Below are 15,207 nucleotides of genomic sequence, written 5' to 3' on the forward strand. Positions count from 1 at the left end.
GCTCGCTGCATGACATAATCGATTGATAAACAATCTTTTTATCAATATTCTGTCTCGCCAAGCCTTTCGCGGTCAGACCGTGTCAGTCAGCCAGTCCTCCGTTCGAAGACCCTCCACCCGCTGGAATTCCCGAAGGTTCCCGGTCACCACAATCAGCCCCCTGCTCCGGGCATGCCCGGCAATCATGAGATCATATGGACCTATGATACGGCCATTCCGTTCAAGAGCAGCCCGAATATCCGCCGTATGGGCAGCCGCTTCACTGTCGAATGGCAGAACTGCCAGCCTTGCCGCGAAGTGCTCAACCTCGCGTCTGATGCGCACAGGATCAGACGAGCGCTCCGCGCCATAAAGCAGCTCATACAGAACCACGTCCGAAATGCAGAGTTCCTCCGCACAGTTGTTGAATCTCGGACGCAGCCCCTGTGGTCGATGCCGCAACACCCGGATACAGAGGTTCGTATCCAGCAGATAACGCAGCATTCAGAGCGCCTCGCGTTCCTGCATGGCTGGCTGGTTCCGCTCCCCCAGATCGACCCCGGGGGCCGCAAAGAAATCATCCCACGCCGCATCGGCCGGAGCAATGATCCGCCGGGAACCTTCGGACACGATGACCACGTCACGCACCTGTTCCCCGAAGGCGACCATCTTCGGCAGACGCACCGCCTGCGATCGGTTGGATAGAAAGAGTGTCGTACGGGTCAGCATCGGCTATCCCCCAATGGATATATGTCATGTATATCCCATTTGGACGACGATGTCCCGTATTTTTAGGGCCCTCCGCACCGAATGCATACAAGCGGGCCGAATGATACAGTAGATCTTCCGCGCGCCCCACGATGGGATCGCTCTCCTCTCTCCCTGAAAGACAAAAAGACAGCATTCATGACAGATAGGCCACGAACACGAAGTGAGGCTTTCGCCCGCGCAGAAGAACGGGGTCGTCACCTGACAGCCACCATTCTGTCAGGGCCGGACATGCTGACGGGAGAGGTTTTTTGCCCATCGTCTTGGTCTGACTGTCTCAGCCCTGCATGATTTGGAACAGGCCCATGCTGTCCTCGTTCTGCCAGAATCCTCACCACGAGAAGCGCGCTATCCGGCCTGGCAGATCGACGCGACACTGATTGCACGCTTTATGGTTGTGCGCCCAGAAGTAGGGCGAACACTTCGCAATGAAAACCTCCAGATTCTCTGTGCAACGACGGTTCGCAGAGTTCAGATGGTAACTCTCTCTGCCAAGATTAAGCGCGTCGAAAGCAGTGTTTGAGCACTGAATTGGAGGATATGGATAGTAGTCTCAAAGCATTTCTTGAGAGGTAGGTCAGCGAGATCTAACACCGGATTGAAGGCGTCATCCCAAAAACCCCAGAACTCGGCTGCATGACAGCAAGCGGAGCCGCTGCGACGGCCAGACTTACACAAACGGCGCATGAGAGGCGCGCGATGCGCAAGAAACGTGTCACTCCAGGGGAACGGGGTCTCTCTGCCATGTCATGTTCCAGGCCGGATATGTATCTTGATGCCATAATCCGGTTCTGAGAGCCGTTGGCAGGCACATGAAAGAGCGTGGCACGGTCAATAAACGTTCGGAATCTACCTTTTTAACCACAAACCTCAAGCCGTACGGTGTGTCTTGAAAAAGAAAGCGACAGTCGGCGTACGACCCCATCCTCGACAGGATACGGCCCCAGACAATGGACCCAACAAAGATAAAAAAAGCCACCAAAGCATAAACTTTGGCGGCCTTTCTTTATTCAAAAACTACGTCCAATCTGAGCAAAAACATAACGCCCTATGATTTCCTCGCTATACATCGACAATGCGGTATTGGTTGCACCATCGGGCACAAATGGAGGCTTCTTATCGAGAATATTATTAACCCCAACCTCGAACTGCCAATTCTTAGTGTTGTAGTTCAAGGTCACATCATGTGCGAAAATACCGGGAACCTTGCAATAAGAATAGACCTTGCAACTCAGGTCATTGGAACCATCATTGAAGCGCATTCCACCGGTGTAACTCATCATATAAGTAAGACTGAAGTTGTTGTGGCTCCAGGTTGCAGTAGCATAATCGCGAACACGCGGCATGCCGTAGCCGCTTTGATAAAATAGGCGCCCGGCATAGTTATACCACGTACCACCAGGTTCGTTCTGCTGAAGATACCCAATCAGCTGCTGAAAATTATTACTCAAATTCAAGTGATCATGCGGTGACAGGCGGATACGGTAATTCAGGTCAAAATCTAGACCATTAGTCCTCAAACCACCTGCATTTGAATAAAGATCGTCAACTTGCGTCAGCTGCCCTGCCGAACTCCGTGATGCGACATTGCTACACCACCCGGTATTTGTTCCCGTATAGCAGCTATCAACAATATATTGCACCGGCAAAGTGGTAATCATATTCTTGATTGTGTAGTGCCAGTACTCAACGGAAACCATAAGATTTGGAATCCAGCGAGGTGTTATGACCGTACCGAACGTATATGTACGGCCTTCCTCTGGTTTCAGAGCGGAGTTACCGCCTACCAACGTCGGGATTTGACTTGAATTAGCATTAACGAAAGTCGCAGTGTTGACGCCCTGCTTTGCACAAGTCGCAACAACATTCGCACTGAGCGATCCGTAACTGCTTGCTTGAGCACAAGGGTCGTTACCCGAATTGTAGCTAATCGAATGGCCGCCATAAAGCTCGGTCATGGTCGGTGCGCGGAAAGACGTACCAAGCGTTGCGCGAAAGCGGATATCTCGCACTGGGGCCCAGTTGATGCTGGTCTTCCAGTTATAAGCGGTTCCAAACGTATTGTAATCAGACCAACGCCCTTGAGCATCAACACTCAAATCATGTGCGAATGGCATATTATGAAGCAACGGAAGGTTACCCTCAATATAGGCTTCCGTTACGTTGTAACCGCCGCCAGTATATGTTGCTCCGCCGCCCAGGTCTCCATTTGAAGCAAGAACATCAGGCGTATAACTTGCCTGTTCACTGCGATGTTCCAGTCCCATGGCGATACCGAAATCACCGCCGCCCTGCCACGGCATATGCACCAGATGATTGTTATGAACGCGGGCATTAAAGTCACGCATCTGGTACGTGCTGTGATCATTTTGCGTATAGCGTAGATAGTCTGCCTGTTGCGACGTTAGTTTGCCGAATGGGTTTGTCAGCGAACAACCAGCAGATGCCTGACAGATTGATGGATTATAAACCACAGCACTATTAGCGTCAGAAGGATCTACTTGTTGGATCCCCAATTCCTGCAGATAATGCGCGTAATTCGTCATATTCTCGGTTGAGAATTTCGCCAGCGTCTGACCATACGACATGGATACGTCATACATCCAATTGCCGACAATCTTACCCTTGGAGCCGCCAGTATACTGCCACTGATCAAACGCTTCTTCATATTTGCGCTCACCCAGGTCACTAAATCGCCGGTATAGGGATACATCTTCTCCCCAAATATTATACGGACTGGCAGCTGGCAGGGTGACGGCCGAAGACAACGTAGACGGATAGGTTGCACCGGTAACTGGATTGCCTGCCAGCGTATTCATGGCGTCTTTATGTGTATACCGGATTGACGAGTACAGATCGAAATGCTCGTTAACCTCGTAATGCATGTCACCGCTGAGAACAGCCTGCTGCAATGAGTTCGTTAGCATTTGGTCAGAAGCAAAATTATACCTGTCGGAGGATGCGAAGTTATGGAACGCTCCGCTGTTGCCTCCCCCCGTGCCATTACTGACAACATCAAAATTGGAGCCGATCACGCGGGTATTGGTCGTCACAGAGCTGCCAATTGTTGGGGTCTCACCAACTTCTGCGTCGGAGTTCCATGGATTGGCAGCCCAGTCACGCGTCTTCTGCCGAATACCAGACTGAGTCATGTATGAACCGAAAAGCGTGATGTTACCCTTGCCGTGATCGAAGTCGAACCCCTTGTAACCAGAGATCTTCCCCATCTGACCATCGCCATGATCAGTGATACCACCACGGATCAGAATATCACCCTTGGTTGTATTGTGCCGAAGTTTAATGTTAATGACACCGGATACAGCATCTGCGCCGTAAAGTTCTGATCCACCGTCCTTGAGGATTTCAACAGATTCAATCTGGTCCACAGGTATCGAGTTGAGATCAACACATTGAGAGCCACTACCGAAAGTCGGAACCTGACGCTTTCCATCAACCAGAACCAACACACGGGAAGGACCAAGGTTACGGATGTCCGTACAGGACATGCCAAGACCACCATTGGTATTCGTATTGTTAGTTCCGCTCGAACCAATTGACGGCAAACGCAGAAGATAGTCCCCCAGCGTGGTTGCCGACGTAGACGTGATTTGCTTCGCTGTAATCGTCTGAACCGGGTTCGCGTTGGAATCCGCACGCGTTGCAAGCGCAGAACCCGTAACCACAATAGATTCATCAGCAGAACGTGGGGTAAAAAGCCGACGTCGCGCGGCTGTTGACATCTGAACCGAAGAGGCAGCGGTAGAGGCTACCGGCACGACCGTTACAGGCATTACCTTCGCGTGAGTCGTCACAGACGATGTCTGCTGTGATGACTTTGAACGATGACCTGTATGCTTTTTTGTGACCGTTTCGGCTGAAGCCGTGGCGAACAATGTCGCGCAAACCAGTCCTATAGACGTTGAAAATGTGAGGGTTTGCCTGTGCGCCTGTCTCATTTCAACACGAACCTTATCCTTTGGATTTCTTATATCGTATACACATATATGTCGGATTCGAAACAGATAATTCTTGGTAAGTGAATCGAAATTCAAAATCACGAAAGGTCTTTCCCTTTCTTATATTATCTTTCTAAAACAACATTTTAATAGAAGTTTTTATCGATGAGCTCTTATTATCGGCACTTGGAAAGAGTATTGGCCACCTTGCTTTCCGTTGATATTCACGCCGTATGTGGCGGATACGACACAACCGTTCAGGCCTTCTCCCTGAGGGGATGCGAAGTTCATTCCTGATGGCAAGCGCACATAAAGGCGAACATCCCTCGGTGCCGTTTTCGGGAGAGAAATGTTGACCGAAATATGCCTTAGATCCGGTTCATATCGCAGTGCCATGGACAGTCTGCCCCAGCGTGTAGGGGCATTTTCCACGCTTATTTCCTTGCCGGATAACAACCATCGATATGGTATAGCCCGCGCAAAATGGAGAATCTCCGCTCTGTCATCCTCATAGACCAATGCCCAGCGCAGAAGAATTGGAACCGTCATCTGGGCCGGAAGGCAAAACAGTGCGAGCTCCCCTTTCAAGCCTGCTACCTCTGCTGCCGTCCAACTTCCACGTGTATGAGCATGATAGCGGTGTGCGTAGAGGAACAGGAGGTACTCCTCAATCCGATCCTGTCGTAACAACGCCTGGGCATAACCGTAGGAAATAAAGCCGAGAATATCTCTCTGCTCCCGACTTGGTGGCGTCAGATTCCCGACAACTCCCATGACTGTCGCGCCATGAGCCCGCATTGAATTAATCGTCGCAACTTCAAGATCCGCTGGCAGTACACCGGCCTGAAGCATTTCCGCGTAAACACGGTGTGCCCATTGCTGCTCACTGTATTGGTGGCGCGCAAGCGACACCCGAAACGTCTCTCGAGATCCGGGTAAAATGGGTACATAAGGGGGAGAACGATCTTCAAACAGCGATGCCCTCACCGCCCCCTCAAGCCGAACCGATAATAAATCCGCCCGCCTCTTCCAATCCTCTGCTTTTGCAGCTTCGTCTGGTCGAATGCGCAACCAGATAGCCGCAAGGTCACGCCACCCCCGGACAGCCATTGCTGAGTTCCCAAAATAGGGCTTCCACCACACCGACGGATCAGGAAACAGGCACGCATCGCTCTCACTCCATCCATGGAGCAGTCCGTATCCCGGGTTCGTTTGCGGTAGGGTCAGGGCTTGATCGTGCAGTGTCGTCAGGACACCCGCCATGGCGGCAATACGATCAGCGTGATGCTGAAGTATGGCGGCATCGCCAGTCAGATGCAGATAGCGGGCAACCAACGACAATGTCAGGCCGGTCTGCCCCACTTCAGGGCCACGCATCGCCACCAACCCGTCATCGCCGACGAGTGCAGTGAACTGGTTGTCGAGTATGGCTCGCGCGACGGCAAAACGGCCCCACTCCAAATTAGCCAGAAGCGAGGAGGTGAAAATATCCTGAAAGCCGTCATATTCCGAGCCTTCGTAATCCCGATCAACAACCCCATACCGTGGCCAGATACCGTCAGGACGCACCATGGCCTCTTTGACAAAGGCATGCCGTGCAAAATCAGCCCAGTCAGAGTCTGGCAAAACGGGCGACAGTGTGCCGTCCAAAACTTCGTGCCAGACCTCAACGCAACGTGCGAGAGCCTGATTGAACTGCACTGCGCTCGGCTCATGTCGAAACGGCCCGAACGGAATGTAGCTCGCACCATAAACGGCACGCACGACTGCTCCATTCTCGATCAGCATCATCCGCGTCCAGGTTGGAACCTGACGCGGTATAACTGGATCTACATCCGCGAATGTCAGGACTTCCCAATAACGCCCCCTCCCCAACGGAAACTGCTTGACGACGATAGGCAGGAAACCACCCAACAGGCCTTCCCTGCGACGGCGAACAACCAGACTCTCCGCCGAAAGTTCCGGCGCAATCCAATTGACATGCCAGTTACGGGTGTTTCCGGCAGGCGTGAGTGGCATCACCTCTCCGGCATAGGGTGGTGCTACAAATGAAGTCCAGACAATCCGCCCAACCTGCTCAGGGGTAAAACGACTATCAATGGGCGGGGCAGCAGCGCGAACTGCCAATGGATCAGGATCTCCACCTCCCGCCAAAAGACGTTCAGCCAGAAGATCGCGCTCCGCAATTGCTAATGTTCCAAAATCAAGTCCGCAATAAGAGCCGTTTGAAGGGGCTTCGCACTCTTCCATAAAGCGTTTCAGGAGATGACTTCGCCCGCCAGGGCTGGTCAGGGTCATTGTACCTTCCATGCCCGTCAGATCTTCCTTGACCACCCATCCATCTTCAGAAGACGAAGAGGCAAAAGCCTGACCAGACGTGGCGGGCCATGCCCCTAATGTAACGCTGCCAAGAAGAAAAAAACGACGAGGAATCATACCAGAAACTTCTTTGGATCAGTCACACCCCAAGCCTCTCGGAACATGCATTATGGTGGGAACGTCTTACGCTTTTGAATAATTGTATACGATATAAGTTTTCACATTATGTACTAAAATCTGCACGAAGAGGAGTGTTCGCATCCAAGGCCAGCCATGTATAATAAGCCCAAACAATGAGAAGAGACTCAGACCCCTCATGAAAGCCCAGACCGGGAAGATTCAGCCTCTAATTGTAAGAACGATTAGTGATCAGCTTTATGATATTCTGCGGGAACAGATTCTCAGTGGTGCACTCGCGGCTGATCAGCCAATCCGACAGGATGCTGTGGCCGCAGAGCTCAATATCAGCAAGATACCTCTTCGCGAGACGCTGGCGCGGCTAGAGCAGGACGGCCTTGTCGTTGCCCATGCCAAGCGGGGTTTCACTGTCGCGACGCTTTCGGCCAGCGAAGCAGAGGAAGTGTTCGAACTCCGGATACGACTGGAGCCAGAAGCCGCTGCCAAATCCTCGCTTGTTGCGACTGCTGCCGACCATAAGGCCGCACGCCTTCATCTTTCAGAACTTGAATCCGTCATTCGACATAAAGATCAGGATCACAGTCTTTATAACCGACTGTTCCACCTTTCCCTTGTGCAGCCGGGTGCCGGAAGACTGACCTACCGTCTATTGGAAACCATTAGTGTCATTGCGGATCGCTATGTGCGCCTGCATCTCAGCACACAGGGGCGGGACAAGCGTGCCGTAGAAGAGCACCGGCAGTTGCTGAAAGCCTGGATCAACCGGGACGCTGCAGAGGTTGAAGCTCTTCTGACCCAGCATATTGCAGATACATTGAACGATCTGCGCAACCAGTTAGCGTCCGAGAGCGCCCTTAGTTAGAAGGTACCTCCTCTTCTTACGCTGATATAAGCAGAGGAGGCAAAGAAGCCATCAGGAACCTTTGGTTTTAGCGATCCAGCCTTTTACCCGTTCGGACATAAGATCCAGCGGCATCGCACCATTTTCCAGAATTACATCATGAAACGCCTTGATATCAAACTTGTCTCCAAGTTCTGTTCGGGCCTGTTCCCTAAGCTGCAGAATAGTCTGCTGTCCTAGCATGTAGCCCAAAGCCTGCCCGGGCCAGGCAACATAACGATCCGTTTCAGCCTGCATATCCGGCTCACTCGTCGGCGGATGCGCATGGAAGAAATCGCTCATCTGTTGGCGCGTCCAGTGTTTGTAGTGCACGCCCGTATCCAGAACCAGACGATCCGCACGAAGCAACGCCCCATTCAGGCGTCCGTAGTCACTGTACAGATCCCGATAAAAGCCCAGCTCTTTTCCGAGCCCTTCCGCATACAGGGCCCATCCCTCAATGTAGGAATTATACGCGCCCTGTTGGCGGAACGCTGGCAACGGCAAATCCTGCGCCAGTGAAATCTGGAAATGATGCCCCGGCACGCCTTCATGATAGGCTGTGTCTTCAATGGTATACAGGTCACGCTTGGCGTAGTCGCCGGTATTGACGAACACGATACCGGGCCGAGACCCATCCGGCGTTCCCTGATGATATTCTGCCCCCGCAGCATCCGCCTCCCTGTAACTTTCCACGGATCGCACTTCAAGCCGCGTCTTGGGTATTTTATTGAAGATCTTCGGCAGGGCGGGCCACATCTGCGCGATCGCCGCACGATATCTATTGAGGATTTCGTCCCGCGAATGGGCGTAAAGTTTCGGGTCATGATCAACGGATGCGCGCAGAGCTGCCAGATCCGCGAAGCCCAGCTTGTGGGCAATGGCAGTCATCTGCCCTTCAATCAGACACACCTGTTTCAAGCCGAGCTGATGAATCTCTTCCGGCGTCATCGAGCTCGTCGTTTGAGCCCGGATATCATACCGATAGATGGCGTCCCCATTCGGCAATGACCACACACCTTCATGCTCTCGACCATGAGGGACATAGTCCGTTTTCACGAACTCTGCGAAGGCCGCGAACGCAGGACGGACTTCTGTATCCACCGCTTTCAGGATAGACTGCCGCAGCTGCCTCTGCTGCGAGGGAGAGACCCCTTTAGGGAAGGTCTCCACCGGCTGGCCAAAGACATTCTTGACCCCGGCAGGTTCGGCAACCTCCAGCAACTGTGTGACGACCTTTTCCAGCAGGTAGCGCGGTGGAACCAGGCCATCTTTCATGCCCTGCTCCGCCAGCGCCTTGAGCTGAGCCAGAACCGTCGGCAACGCATGGAGCCGTGCGAGATAATCCTGATATTGTGCTGCCGTATCGAAAGGAATGGAGGAGACAAAACCGGGCAGCATCAGCTGCACGCCTTGCACCTGATCAATCGGCATTTCATAGGTCTTAAGTTTGATCCCTTCCAGCTTGTCCTGAAGCTGGCGGATCATCATCGCACGGCTGATCTGTTCCTGTTCCGTCAATGCCGCGGGATCGACAGCCTGAAAGCGCTTGAGGAACCAAGCACTCGTCACGGAATCCTTTGAAACCTGCTCAAGGGAATAGTCCGTCCAGAACCTGTTGTATCGATAGTAGCCAATGGTCGTGGCCAGTTCCGGTGAAGTCCGAAGCTGGTACTGCCATTCCTCATCCAGAAGTGCCGCAAAAGCCCGACTGCCACTTGCAACGGCGGGAGCAACCTGTGCCGAAATTCCTGCACCGGGAGCCGCCAGAGCCACACCGCCCGCCTGAGCACAAACCAGCAGCAGACCCGCCAGACCATATCGTAGGAACACAGCAAAATTCTCCATGCCAGTCATGTTGTACCACCTTCACGGCGGCAAGCACCCACGCCACTCACCAGATCAGGAAACCTGGAATCCGTGACAGAAGCGGTCCTCATCATCAATCCAGATCGTATTAAAACCCGTCGAAACGGCACTTCCCTCAATAATGGGAATAATGGCTTTATGTCCCTCCAGCATCGTTTCTTCCGAAACCGTCCCCTTGAAGACGCTGCGGATGTAGCTTTCATGGGTGAAGACGTCTCCCACTTTAAGAACACCTTTGTGATACAGATGGGCAAGTCTCGCCGAGGTTCCAGTCCCGCAGGGGCTGCGATCAATGGCATGATCACCATAAAAGACCGCGTTGCGCCCCCGGGAGGCGGTTGTGTCCGTGTCGACCCACAGGACATGACTCACGCCTTGAATACGCTCATCCAGTGGATGGACCGGCGTGATTGCCTCACGCATCCGCTCACGCACCACCGGGCTGAAGTCCAGAATACGCTGCGCGCTAAGCTGATCCAGACTTTCATATCCTCCCTGCGGCTCGACAATGGCGTAGAAGTTCCCGCCATAGGCAACATCAACCGTTAACGGCCCCAAACCAGGCACATCGATCTTCACGCCCGTCGCCGCAACATAGGCAGGCACATTCCGGATCGCCACGCTCCGCACGCGGCCGTTCTCCTCGATGTAGGTAATGTCGATTATCCCCGCAGGCACCTCAAGCCGAAGTTTTCCGGGTGTCCGTGGGACAAGCAGTCCGTGCTCCAACCCGAAAGTCACCAACCCGATCGTCCCATGTCCACACATGGGAAGACATCCACTAGTCTCGATGAACAGAATGCCCGCGTCGGTATCCGGCTGTGTTGGGGGGTAGAAGAACCCACCGGACATCATGTCATGGCCACGCGGCTCAAAACACAACCCGGTCCGTATCCAATCGAACCGTTCCAGAAAATCCTGCCGCCGCTCGCCCATGGAGGCCCCGCGCAGGAGTGGCGCGCCTCCACAAATGAGGCGGACAGGATTTCCGGCCGTATGTCCATCGATGCAAAAAAACGTATGCCGCATGGCGTTCAGTCCGTCGCAGGATTTTATTTTGTTTTCAGAACGGCCTATCGCGCCTGTTCACCGGATGTCACGGCGTAGGGAGAACGGCCGCCGCTCTGAATGAAACGGTCGATTGCAGCATCCAGCACCGGAAGAGGAACAGACCCGGTCGCAAGAACCGCATCGTGGAACGCACGGATATCGAAAGCCTTCCCCAAGGCCTTCTGGGCGCGCACACGGTTCCGGCGAATATCGGCCTCCCCGAGATAATAGGAAAGTGCCTGAGCAGGCCACGCGATGTATCGATCGACTTCGGTGTCAATTTCATGTTCGGAAAGCGCAGTGTTCTCACGCAGATAAGCCCGCGCCTGCTCCCGGCTCCAATGGAAATGATGCAAGCCGGTATCAACAACCAGCCGCGCTGCTCGCCACGCCTGATAGGAGAGATACCCGAAGCGATCATACGCCGTTTCGTAGATCCCCATTTCGTTGCCGAGATATTCGCAATACAGCGCCCAGCCTTCCCCATAGGCCGAAATATAGTTGAACCGGCGATAAGGGGGCACTTCCGGTTGTTCTTCTGCCAGAGACAGTTGCAGGGAGTGCCCTGGCGAGGATTCATGCAGCGTCAGGGCTGGCAGGGCATAAAGCGGGCGGGACGGCAGATCGTAGGTATTCACCAAATAGACATGCGGGCCACCGCGCCCTGCGGTGTAGACCGGAGCCACATCAGCGGGAACAGGCTCGATCGTGAAACGCCCTCGTGGCAGACGCCCGATGAAATCACCAACCTTGCCGTCAACCCGTTTGGCCAACCATGCAGCATCTTTCAGCAATTCATCGCCGGTTTTTGGGTAAAACTGCGGGTCAGTCCGCAGAAATTTCAGGAAAGCCGAAAAATCGCCTTTGAAATGCGTTTCCGATATGACGTCGAGCATCTGCCTGTGCAGGCCCGCAACTTCCTTCAGACCGATCTTGTGAATCTCGTCCGGGCTCATATCCAGCGTCGTGTATTCCCGGATCTGGGAGCGGTAATATGCAGCCCCATCCGGCTGGTCTTCAGCCCCCAACGAAGCACGGGCATGAGGGAAATAATCGTCCTTCATGAAAGCATACAACGTCTTGTATGCGGGAATGACGGTATCACGAATGGCAGCCAGACCATCCTTGCGTAAGGCATCCTGTGTCTTGGGTGAAATCCCGTCCGGGAAATGCTGGAATGGTGGAGCGAACGCGCTCTTTTGCGGCGTGACAGAGGCCATTTTCTCAAGATCAGGGAGCCTCTGCTCCACAATCAGCCTTGGCTGAACGAAGCCGCGCGCCAGGCCCGCTTTCATGGCGGCAATCTCATCAGCGAAATACCGGCCCGTTTCTTGCAAACGGCTAATATAATCGCGGTAGTCCTTTTCAGCCAGAAACGAGACGTCTGAAGGCGGCAGATCGCTCCAGAAGCCTGAGTCCGCATCAAACGGAATTTCCCAGCCCCGTAATTTCTGGTCTTCCAGCAGAACCATCAACTGCTGCTTGTAGACCGCGTAGTTCACCTGATCCTGCGCGGAAAGCTGCTGCACAGGGATGGCGTTCAGTTTTTCCAGCGTTTTAGTCCATGTTTCCAGTCGGACCTGCTGCGTATCAGGATCTTCCTTGGGCAGATGCGCCGACGGTTTGCCATCCAGCAGACTTCCCTGAAGGTCCATCCGCCAAGCCCATTCCTGCTCATACAGATCATGGAAGGCTTTTTGCGCGCTATCATTTGTTGCAGCTCTCGCCTGCGACAAACCAATCCCTCCCAAGAGGACCACCGTCGCCATCAAAGCCACACGCTGAAAACCTGAACCTCGTCGCGCGCAACAAACCAGCATAATGCAGAACCCTTCCCGTCAGGCATGACGTTCTCATGCCTGACCCAGCTTTCCGGAAAACAGATCAGGTAACAAAACCGACCTCAGATAACAGGAAGTCGGCTGGGTATAAAAGCGATCAGCTCAGCTTGGGACGACTGGCCGCTGCGGCTTCCACCATATCAATCACCTGCTTGCGGCGTGCACCTTCAAGCAGGAGACGCGGCGAACGGACCCGCTCACTACCACGCCCCATCACCTGCTCCGCAAGCTTGATGGACTGTACAAGATCGTGTGCGGCATCCAGGTGCAGGAGCGGCATGAACCAGCGATAGATCCGCAAAGCCGTATCGATATCACCCCGAGCAAGAGACCCAACCAACGCCACCGATTCCTGTGGGAAGGCACTGGTTAAACCCGAAATCCAGCCCTTGGCGCCAAGGGTCAGTCCTTCGAACGCCACATCATCCAGACCCGCCATCATCAGGAAACGATCACCAAAGCGGTTGGGCACATCGGTATAACGCCGCGTATCAGAAGAACTCTCCTTCAGCCCGACGATGGTCTTGCAGTCTTCCAGTTCCGCCAGAACATCCAGTTCGACGTTCACACGATACGAGGTCGGATTGTTATAGATGATGATCGGCAGGTCAGTCGCCTGCGAAATCGCACGGAAATGGGCAACAAGTTCATTCGGCTTGGGCACATACACCATGGCCGGAAGGACCATGAGTGCATCAGCGCCGCTTTTTGCAGCCTGCTTGGCAAACGCCACAGCACGCGGCGTCGTCATTTCAGACACACCCACGAAAAGCGGCGCACGCGTTCCCGCAACTTCCCGCGCCGCTTCCAAAATCTGTACTTTTTCGTCGGGTTCGAGCGAATTGTTCTCGCCGCACGTCCCCATCATGACCAGACCGTGCACCCCATCATTGATCAGTGCATCGATCACCTTCTGCGTTCCGCTCAGGTCAACGGACAGGTCTTCGTTGAACTGAGTGGTCACTGCAGGGAAAACACCTTCCCAAGTCATTTCCAGAGCCATCCGGGATCCCCTCTCGAATTTTGTAAAAATTATATCGTATACGTATCACGCTCTTTAAAACCGGTAAAGCGCGTCTTCTTCCCATCATGAAAAAAGTCATCTCAATTCAGTATGACAACTCAGCCGAACACGGTACGAGACTGTGTCGAGCACAAAACGGATCACTTGTTCGAGCTTGATAATTCGTCTATCGTATACGTAATAACCGTCCTATTTTGAGGCTGGAAACGCATCCCGTGAGCAACTCAAGCCCTCTCCCTGCCCCACCCGCTTTCATCAACACAGCATCTTTCACGCAGCGTATCCACGCAGCCCAAAGCCACCTCGAAGCCGCCGGTTTTGACGCCCTTGCAGTGAATGCTGGAAACAGCCTGCGTTATTTCACCGGGGTTCCTTGGGATGCAACAGAGAGGCTGGTTACGCTCGTCATTCCCCGTAAGGGGACGCCTGTGATGGTCTGCCCGCATTTTGAAACAGGATCTTTGAAGGCCTGCCTTAAGACGGAAACGGAAATCGCCACCTGGCAGGAAGATGAAAATCCGGCCCTGTGTGCCTTTGCACCCTACACTGCAGGAACACGCATCGCCCTGGACCCGGACTTCACCCTCGGCACCGTGACCGCCATGCGCAGGGCGCGACCCGACCTTGTTCTTGAAGATGACAACGGGCTGATTTCCGGCATGAGGGCCTGCAAGTCAGCCGAGGAAATCGCGCTGATCTCGCATGCCATGGCCATAACACTGCAGGTTCACAAAGACGCCCGCTCGTTTTTGAAACCAGGCCTTCTGGCAAGCGAGATACGACATTTCATCGATACCCGTCATCGGGAGCTTGGTGCGGATAACGGGTCCTATTTCTGCGCCGTACAGTTTGGTCACGCTACGGCTTACCCTCATGGCATTCCGGACAATCAGGTCCTGAAGGAGAACGATCTGGTCCTGATTGATACCGGTTGTCGACTGGATGGCTATCATTCCGATATCACGCGCACTTTCGCTTTCGGCAAGCCCGACCCCGAGCAGGAACGCATCTGGACCATCGAAAAGGAAGCACAATACGCTGCTTTCAACGCGGCCCGGATCGGCGTGCCATGCCATGAAGTGGATGATGCGGCCCGTGCTGTCCTTGTCCGGCATGGCCTGGGCCCGGATTACACCCTCCCCGGGCTACCTCATCGCACCGGGCATGGTATCGGCCTGTCCATCCATGAAGCGCCCTATCTTGTTCGTGGGAATGCAACGCCTCTTAAGGCCGGGCATTGCATGTCCAACGAACCGATGATCGTTGTTCCGGGGCAATTTGGGATCCGGCTTGAAGACCACTTCTACATGACGGAAGACGGCCCACGCTGGTTCACCGAACCAGCACACAGTTTCACCGCCCCGTTCAACTGAATTTTTGACC

At 53.8% G+C, this 15,207-nt stretch carries 11 protein-coding genes; 3 read left to right on the forward strand and 8 right to left on the reverse strand.

Features of this window, described 5'->3' with window-relative positions:
- Positions 1 to 72 precede the first annotated feature (72 nt).
- Together vapC and vapB are read right to left on the reverse strand one after the other, a co-directional pair.
- Positions 73 to 483, reverse strand: a complete 411-nt coding sequence (gene vapC / locus GFR01_RS14280) for a type II toxin-antitoxin system tRNA(fMet)-specific endonuclease VapC (protein ID WP_061509893.1) — start codon at positions 481 to 483, stop codon at positions 73 to 75.
- Positions 484 to 708, reverse strand: coding sequence for a type II toxin-antitoxin system VapB family antitoxin (vapB, locus tag GFR01_RS14285; RefSeq protein WP_010511771.1), 225 nt, complete (start codon positions 706 to 708; stop codon positions 484 to 486).
- A 331-nt stretch (positions 709 to 1,039) separates the two neighbouring features.
- On the opposite strand from vapB, the gene GFR01_RS15865 reads away from it, so the two are divergent.
- Positions 1,040 to 1,270 (forward strand): hypothetical protein, encoded by a 231-nt coding sequence (locus tag GFR01_RS15865; protein WP_061509892.1) that lies wholly within the window; start codon positions 1,040 to 1,042, stop codon positions 1,268 to 1,270.
- Positions 1,271 to 1,757: 487 nt separating this feature from the next.
- Here the strand turns inward: GFR01_RS15865 and GFR01_RS14295 are convergent, their stop codons facing one another.
- Together GFR01_RS14295 and GFR01_RS14300 are read right to left on the reverse strand one after the other, a co-directional pair.
- Complete coding sequence (locus tag GFR01_RS14295; RefSeq protein ID WP_099182963.1) at positions 1,758 to 4,703, reverse strand: TonB-dependent receptor plug domain-containing protein; 2,946 nt, start codon at positions 4,701 to 4,703, stop codon at positions 1,758 to 1,760.
- Between the two features lie 159 nt (positions 4,704 to 4,862).
- On the reverse strand, positions 4,863 to 7,139 hold the full coding sequence (locus GFR01_RS14300) for a Tat pathway signal protein (RefSeq protein WP_099182964.1): 2,277 nt from the start codon (positions 7,137 to 7,139) through the stop codon (positions 4,863 to 4,865).
- A 199-nt stretch (positions 7,140 to 7,338) separates the two neighbouring features.
- On the opposite strand from GFR01_RS14300, the gene GFR01_RS14305 reads away from it, so the two are divergent.
- Positions 7,339 to 8,022: a GntR family transcriptional regulator gene (locus GFR01_RS14305; protein WP_099182965.1), complete on the forward strand. Its 684-nt coding sequence runs from the start codon at positions 7,339 to 7,341 to the stop codon at positions 8,020 to 8,022.
- A gap of 51 nt (positions 8,023 to 8,073) precedes the next feature.
- Here the strand turns inward: GFR01_RS14305 and GFR01_RS14310 are convergent, their stop codons facing one another.
- The 4 genes from GFR01_RS14310 to GFR01_RS14325 form a co-directional block, all read right to left on the reverse strand.
- Positions 8,074 to 9,897 carry a DUF885 domain-containing protein gene (locus tag GFR01_RS14310; protein ID WP_244902312.1) on the reverse strand — a complete coding sequence of 608 codons (1,824 nt, stop codon included), beginning with the start codon at positions 9,895 to 9,897 and terminating at the stop codon, positions 8,074 to 8,076.
- A gap of 45 nt (positions 9,898 to 9,942) precedes the next feature.
- Positions 9,943 to 10,938: a 4-hydroxyproline epimerase gene (locus GFR01_RS14315; RefSeq protein ID WP_099182966.1), complete on the reverse strand. Its 996-nt coding sequence runs from the start codon at positions 10,936 to 10,938 to the stop codon at positions 9,943 to 9,945.
- A gap of 44 nt (positions 10,939 to 10,982) precedes the next feature.
- Positions 10,983 to 12,695, reverse strand: a complete 1,713-nt coding sequence (locus GFR01_RS14320; RefSeq protein WP_244902313.1) for a DUF885 domain-containing protein — start codon at positions 12,693 to 12,695, stop codon at positions 10,983 to 10,985.
- Positions 12,696 to 12,897: 202 nt separating this feature from the next.
- Entirely contained in the window at positions 12,898 to 13,803 is a 906-nt protein-coding gene (locus tag GFR01_RS14325; protein ID WP_215764628.1) for a dihydrodipicolinate synthase family protein, read from the reverse strand.
- Positions 13,804 to 14,039: 236 nt separating this feature from the next.
- Between GFR01_RS14325 and GFR01_RS14330 the strand changes: the two genes are divergently transcribed.
- Entirely contained in the window at positions 14,040 to 15,197 is a 1,158-nt protein-coding gene (locus GFR01_RS14330; protein WP_099182968.1) for a M24 family metallopeptidase, read from the forward strand.
- Positions 15,198 to 15,207 lie beyond the last annotated feature (10 nt).

The sequence above is a fragment of the Gluconobacter frateurii genome (assembly GCF_002723955.1).
Classification (GTDB): Bacteria; Pseudomonadota; Alphaproteobacteria; order Acetobacterales; family Acetobacteraceae; genus Gluconobacter; species Gluconobacter frateurii.

Coding starts and splice junctions, on each gene's coding strand:
- vapC (WP_061509893.1), bottom strand. CDS start 483: ATGCTGCGTTATCTGCTGGATACGAACCTCTGTATCCGGGTGTTGCGG.
- vapB (WP_010511771.1), bottom strand. CDS start 708: ATGCTGACCCGTACGACACTCTTTCTATCCAACCGATCGCAGGCGGTG.
- GFR01_RS14295 (WP_099182963.1), bottom strand. CDS start 4,703: ATGAGACAGGCGCACAGGCAAACCCTCACATTTTCAACGTCTATAGGA.
- GFR01_RS14300 (WP_099182964.1), bottom strand. CDS start 7,139: ATGATTCCTCGTCGTTTTTTTCTTCTTGGCAGCGTTACATTAGGGGCA.
- GFR01_RS14305 (WP_099182965.1), top strand. CDS start 7,339: ATGAAAGCCCAGACCGGGAAGATTCAGCCTCTAATTGTAAGAACGATT.
- GFR01_RS14310 (WP_244902312.1), bottom strand. CDS start 9,897: ATGACTGGCATGGAGAATTTTGCTGTGTTCCTACGATATGGTCTGGCG.
- GFR01_RS14315 (WP_099182966.1), bottom strand. CDS start 10,938: ATGCGGCATACGTTTTTTTGCATCGATGGACATACGGCCGGAAATCCT.
- GFR01_RS14325 (WP_215764628.1), bottom strand. CDS start 13,803: ATGGCTCTGGAAATGACTTGGGAAGGTGTTTTCCCTGCAGTGACCACT.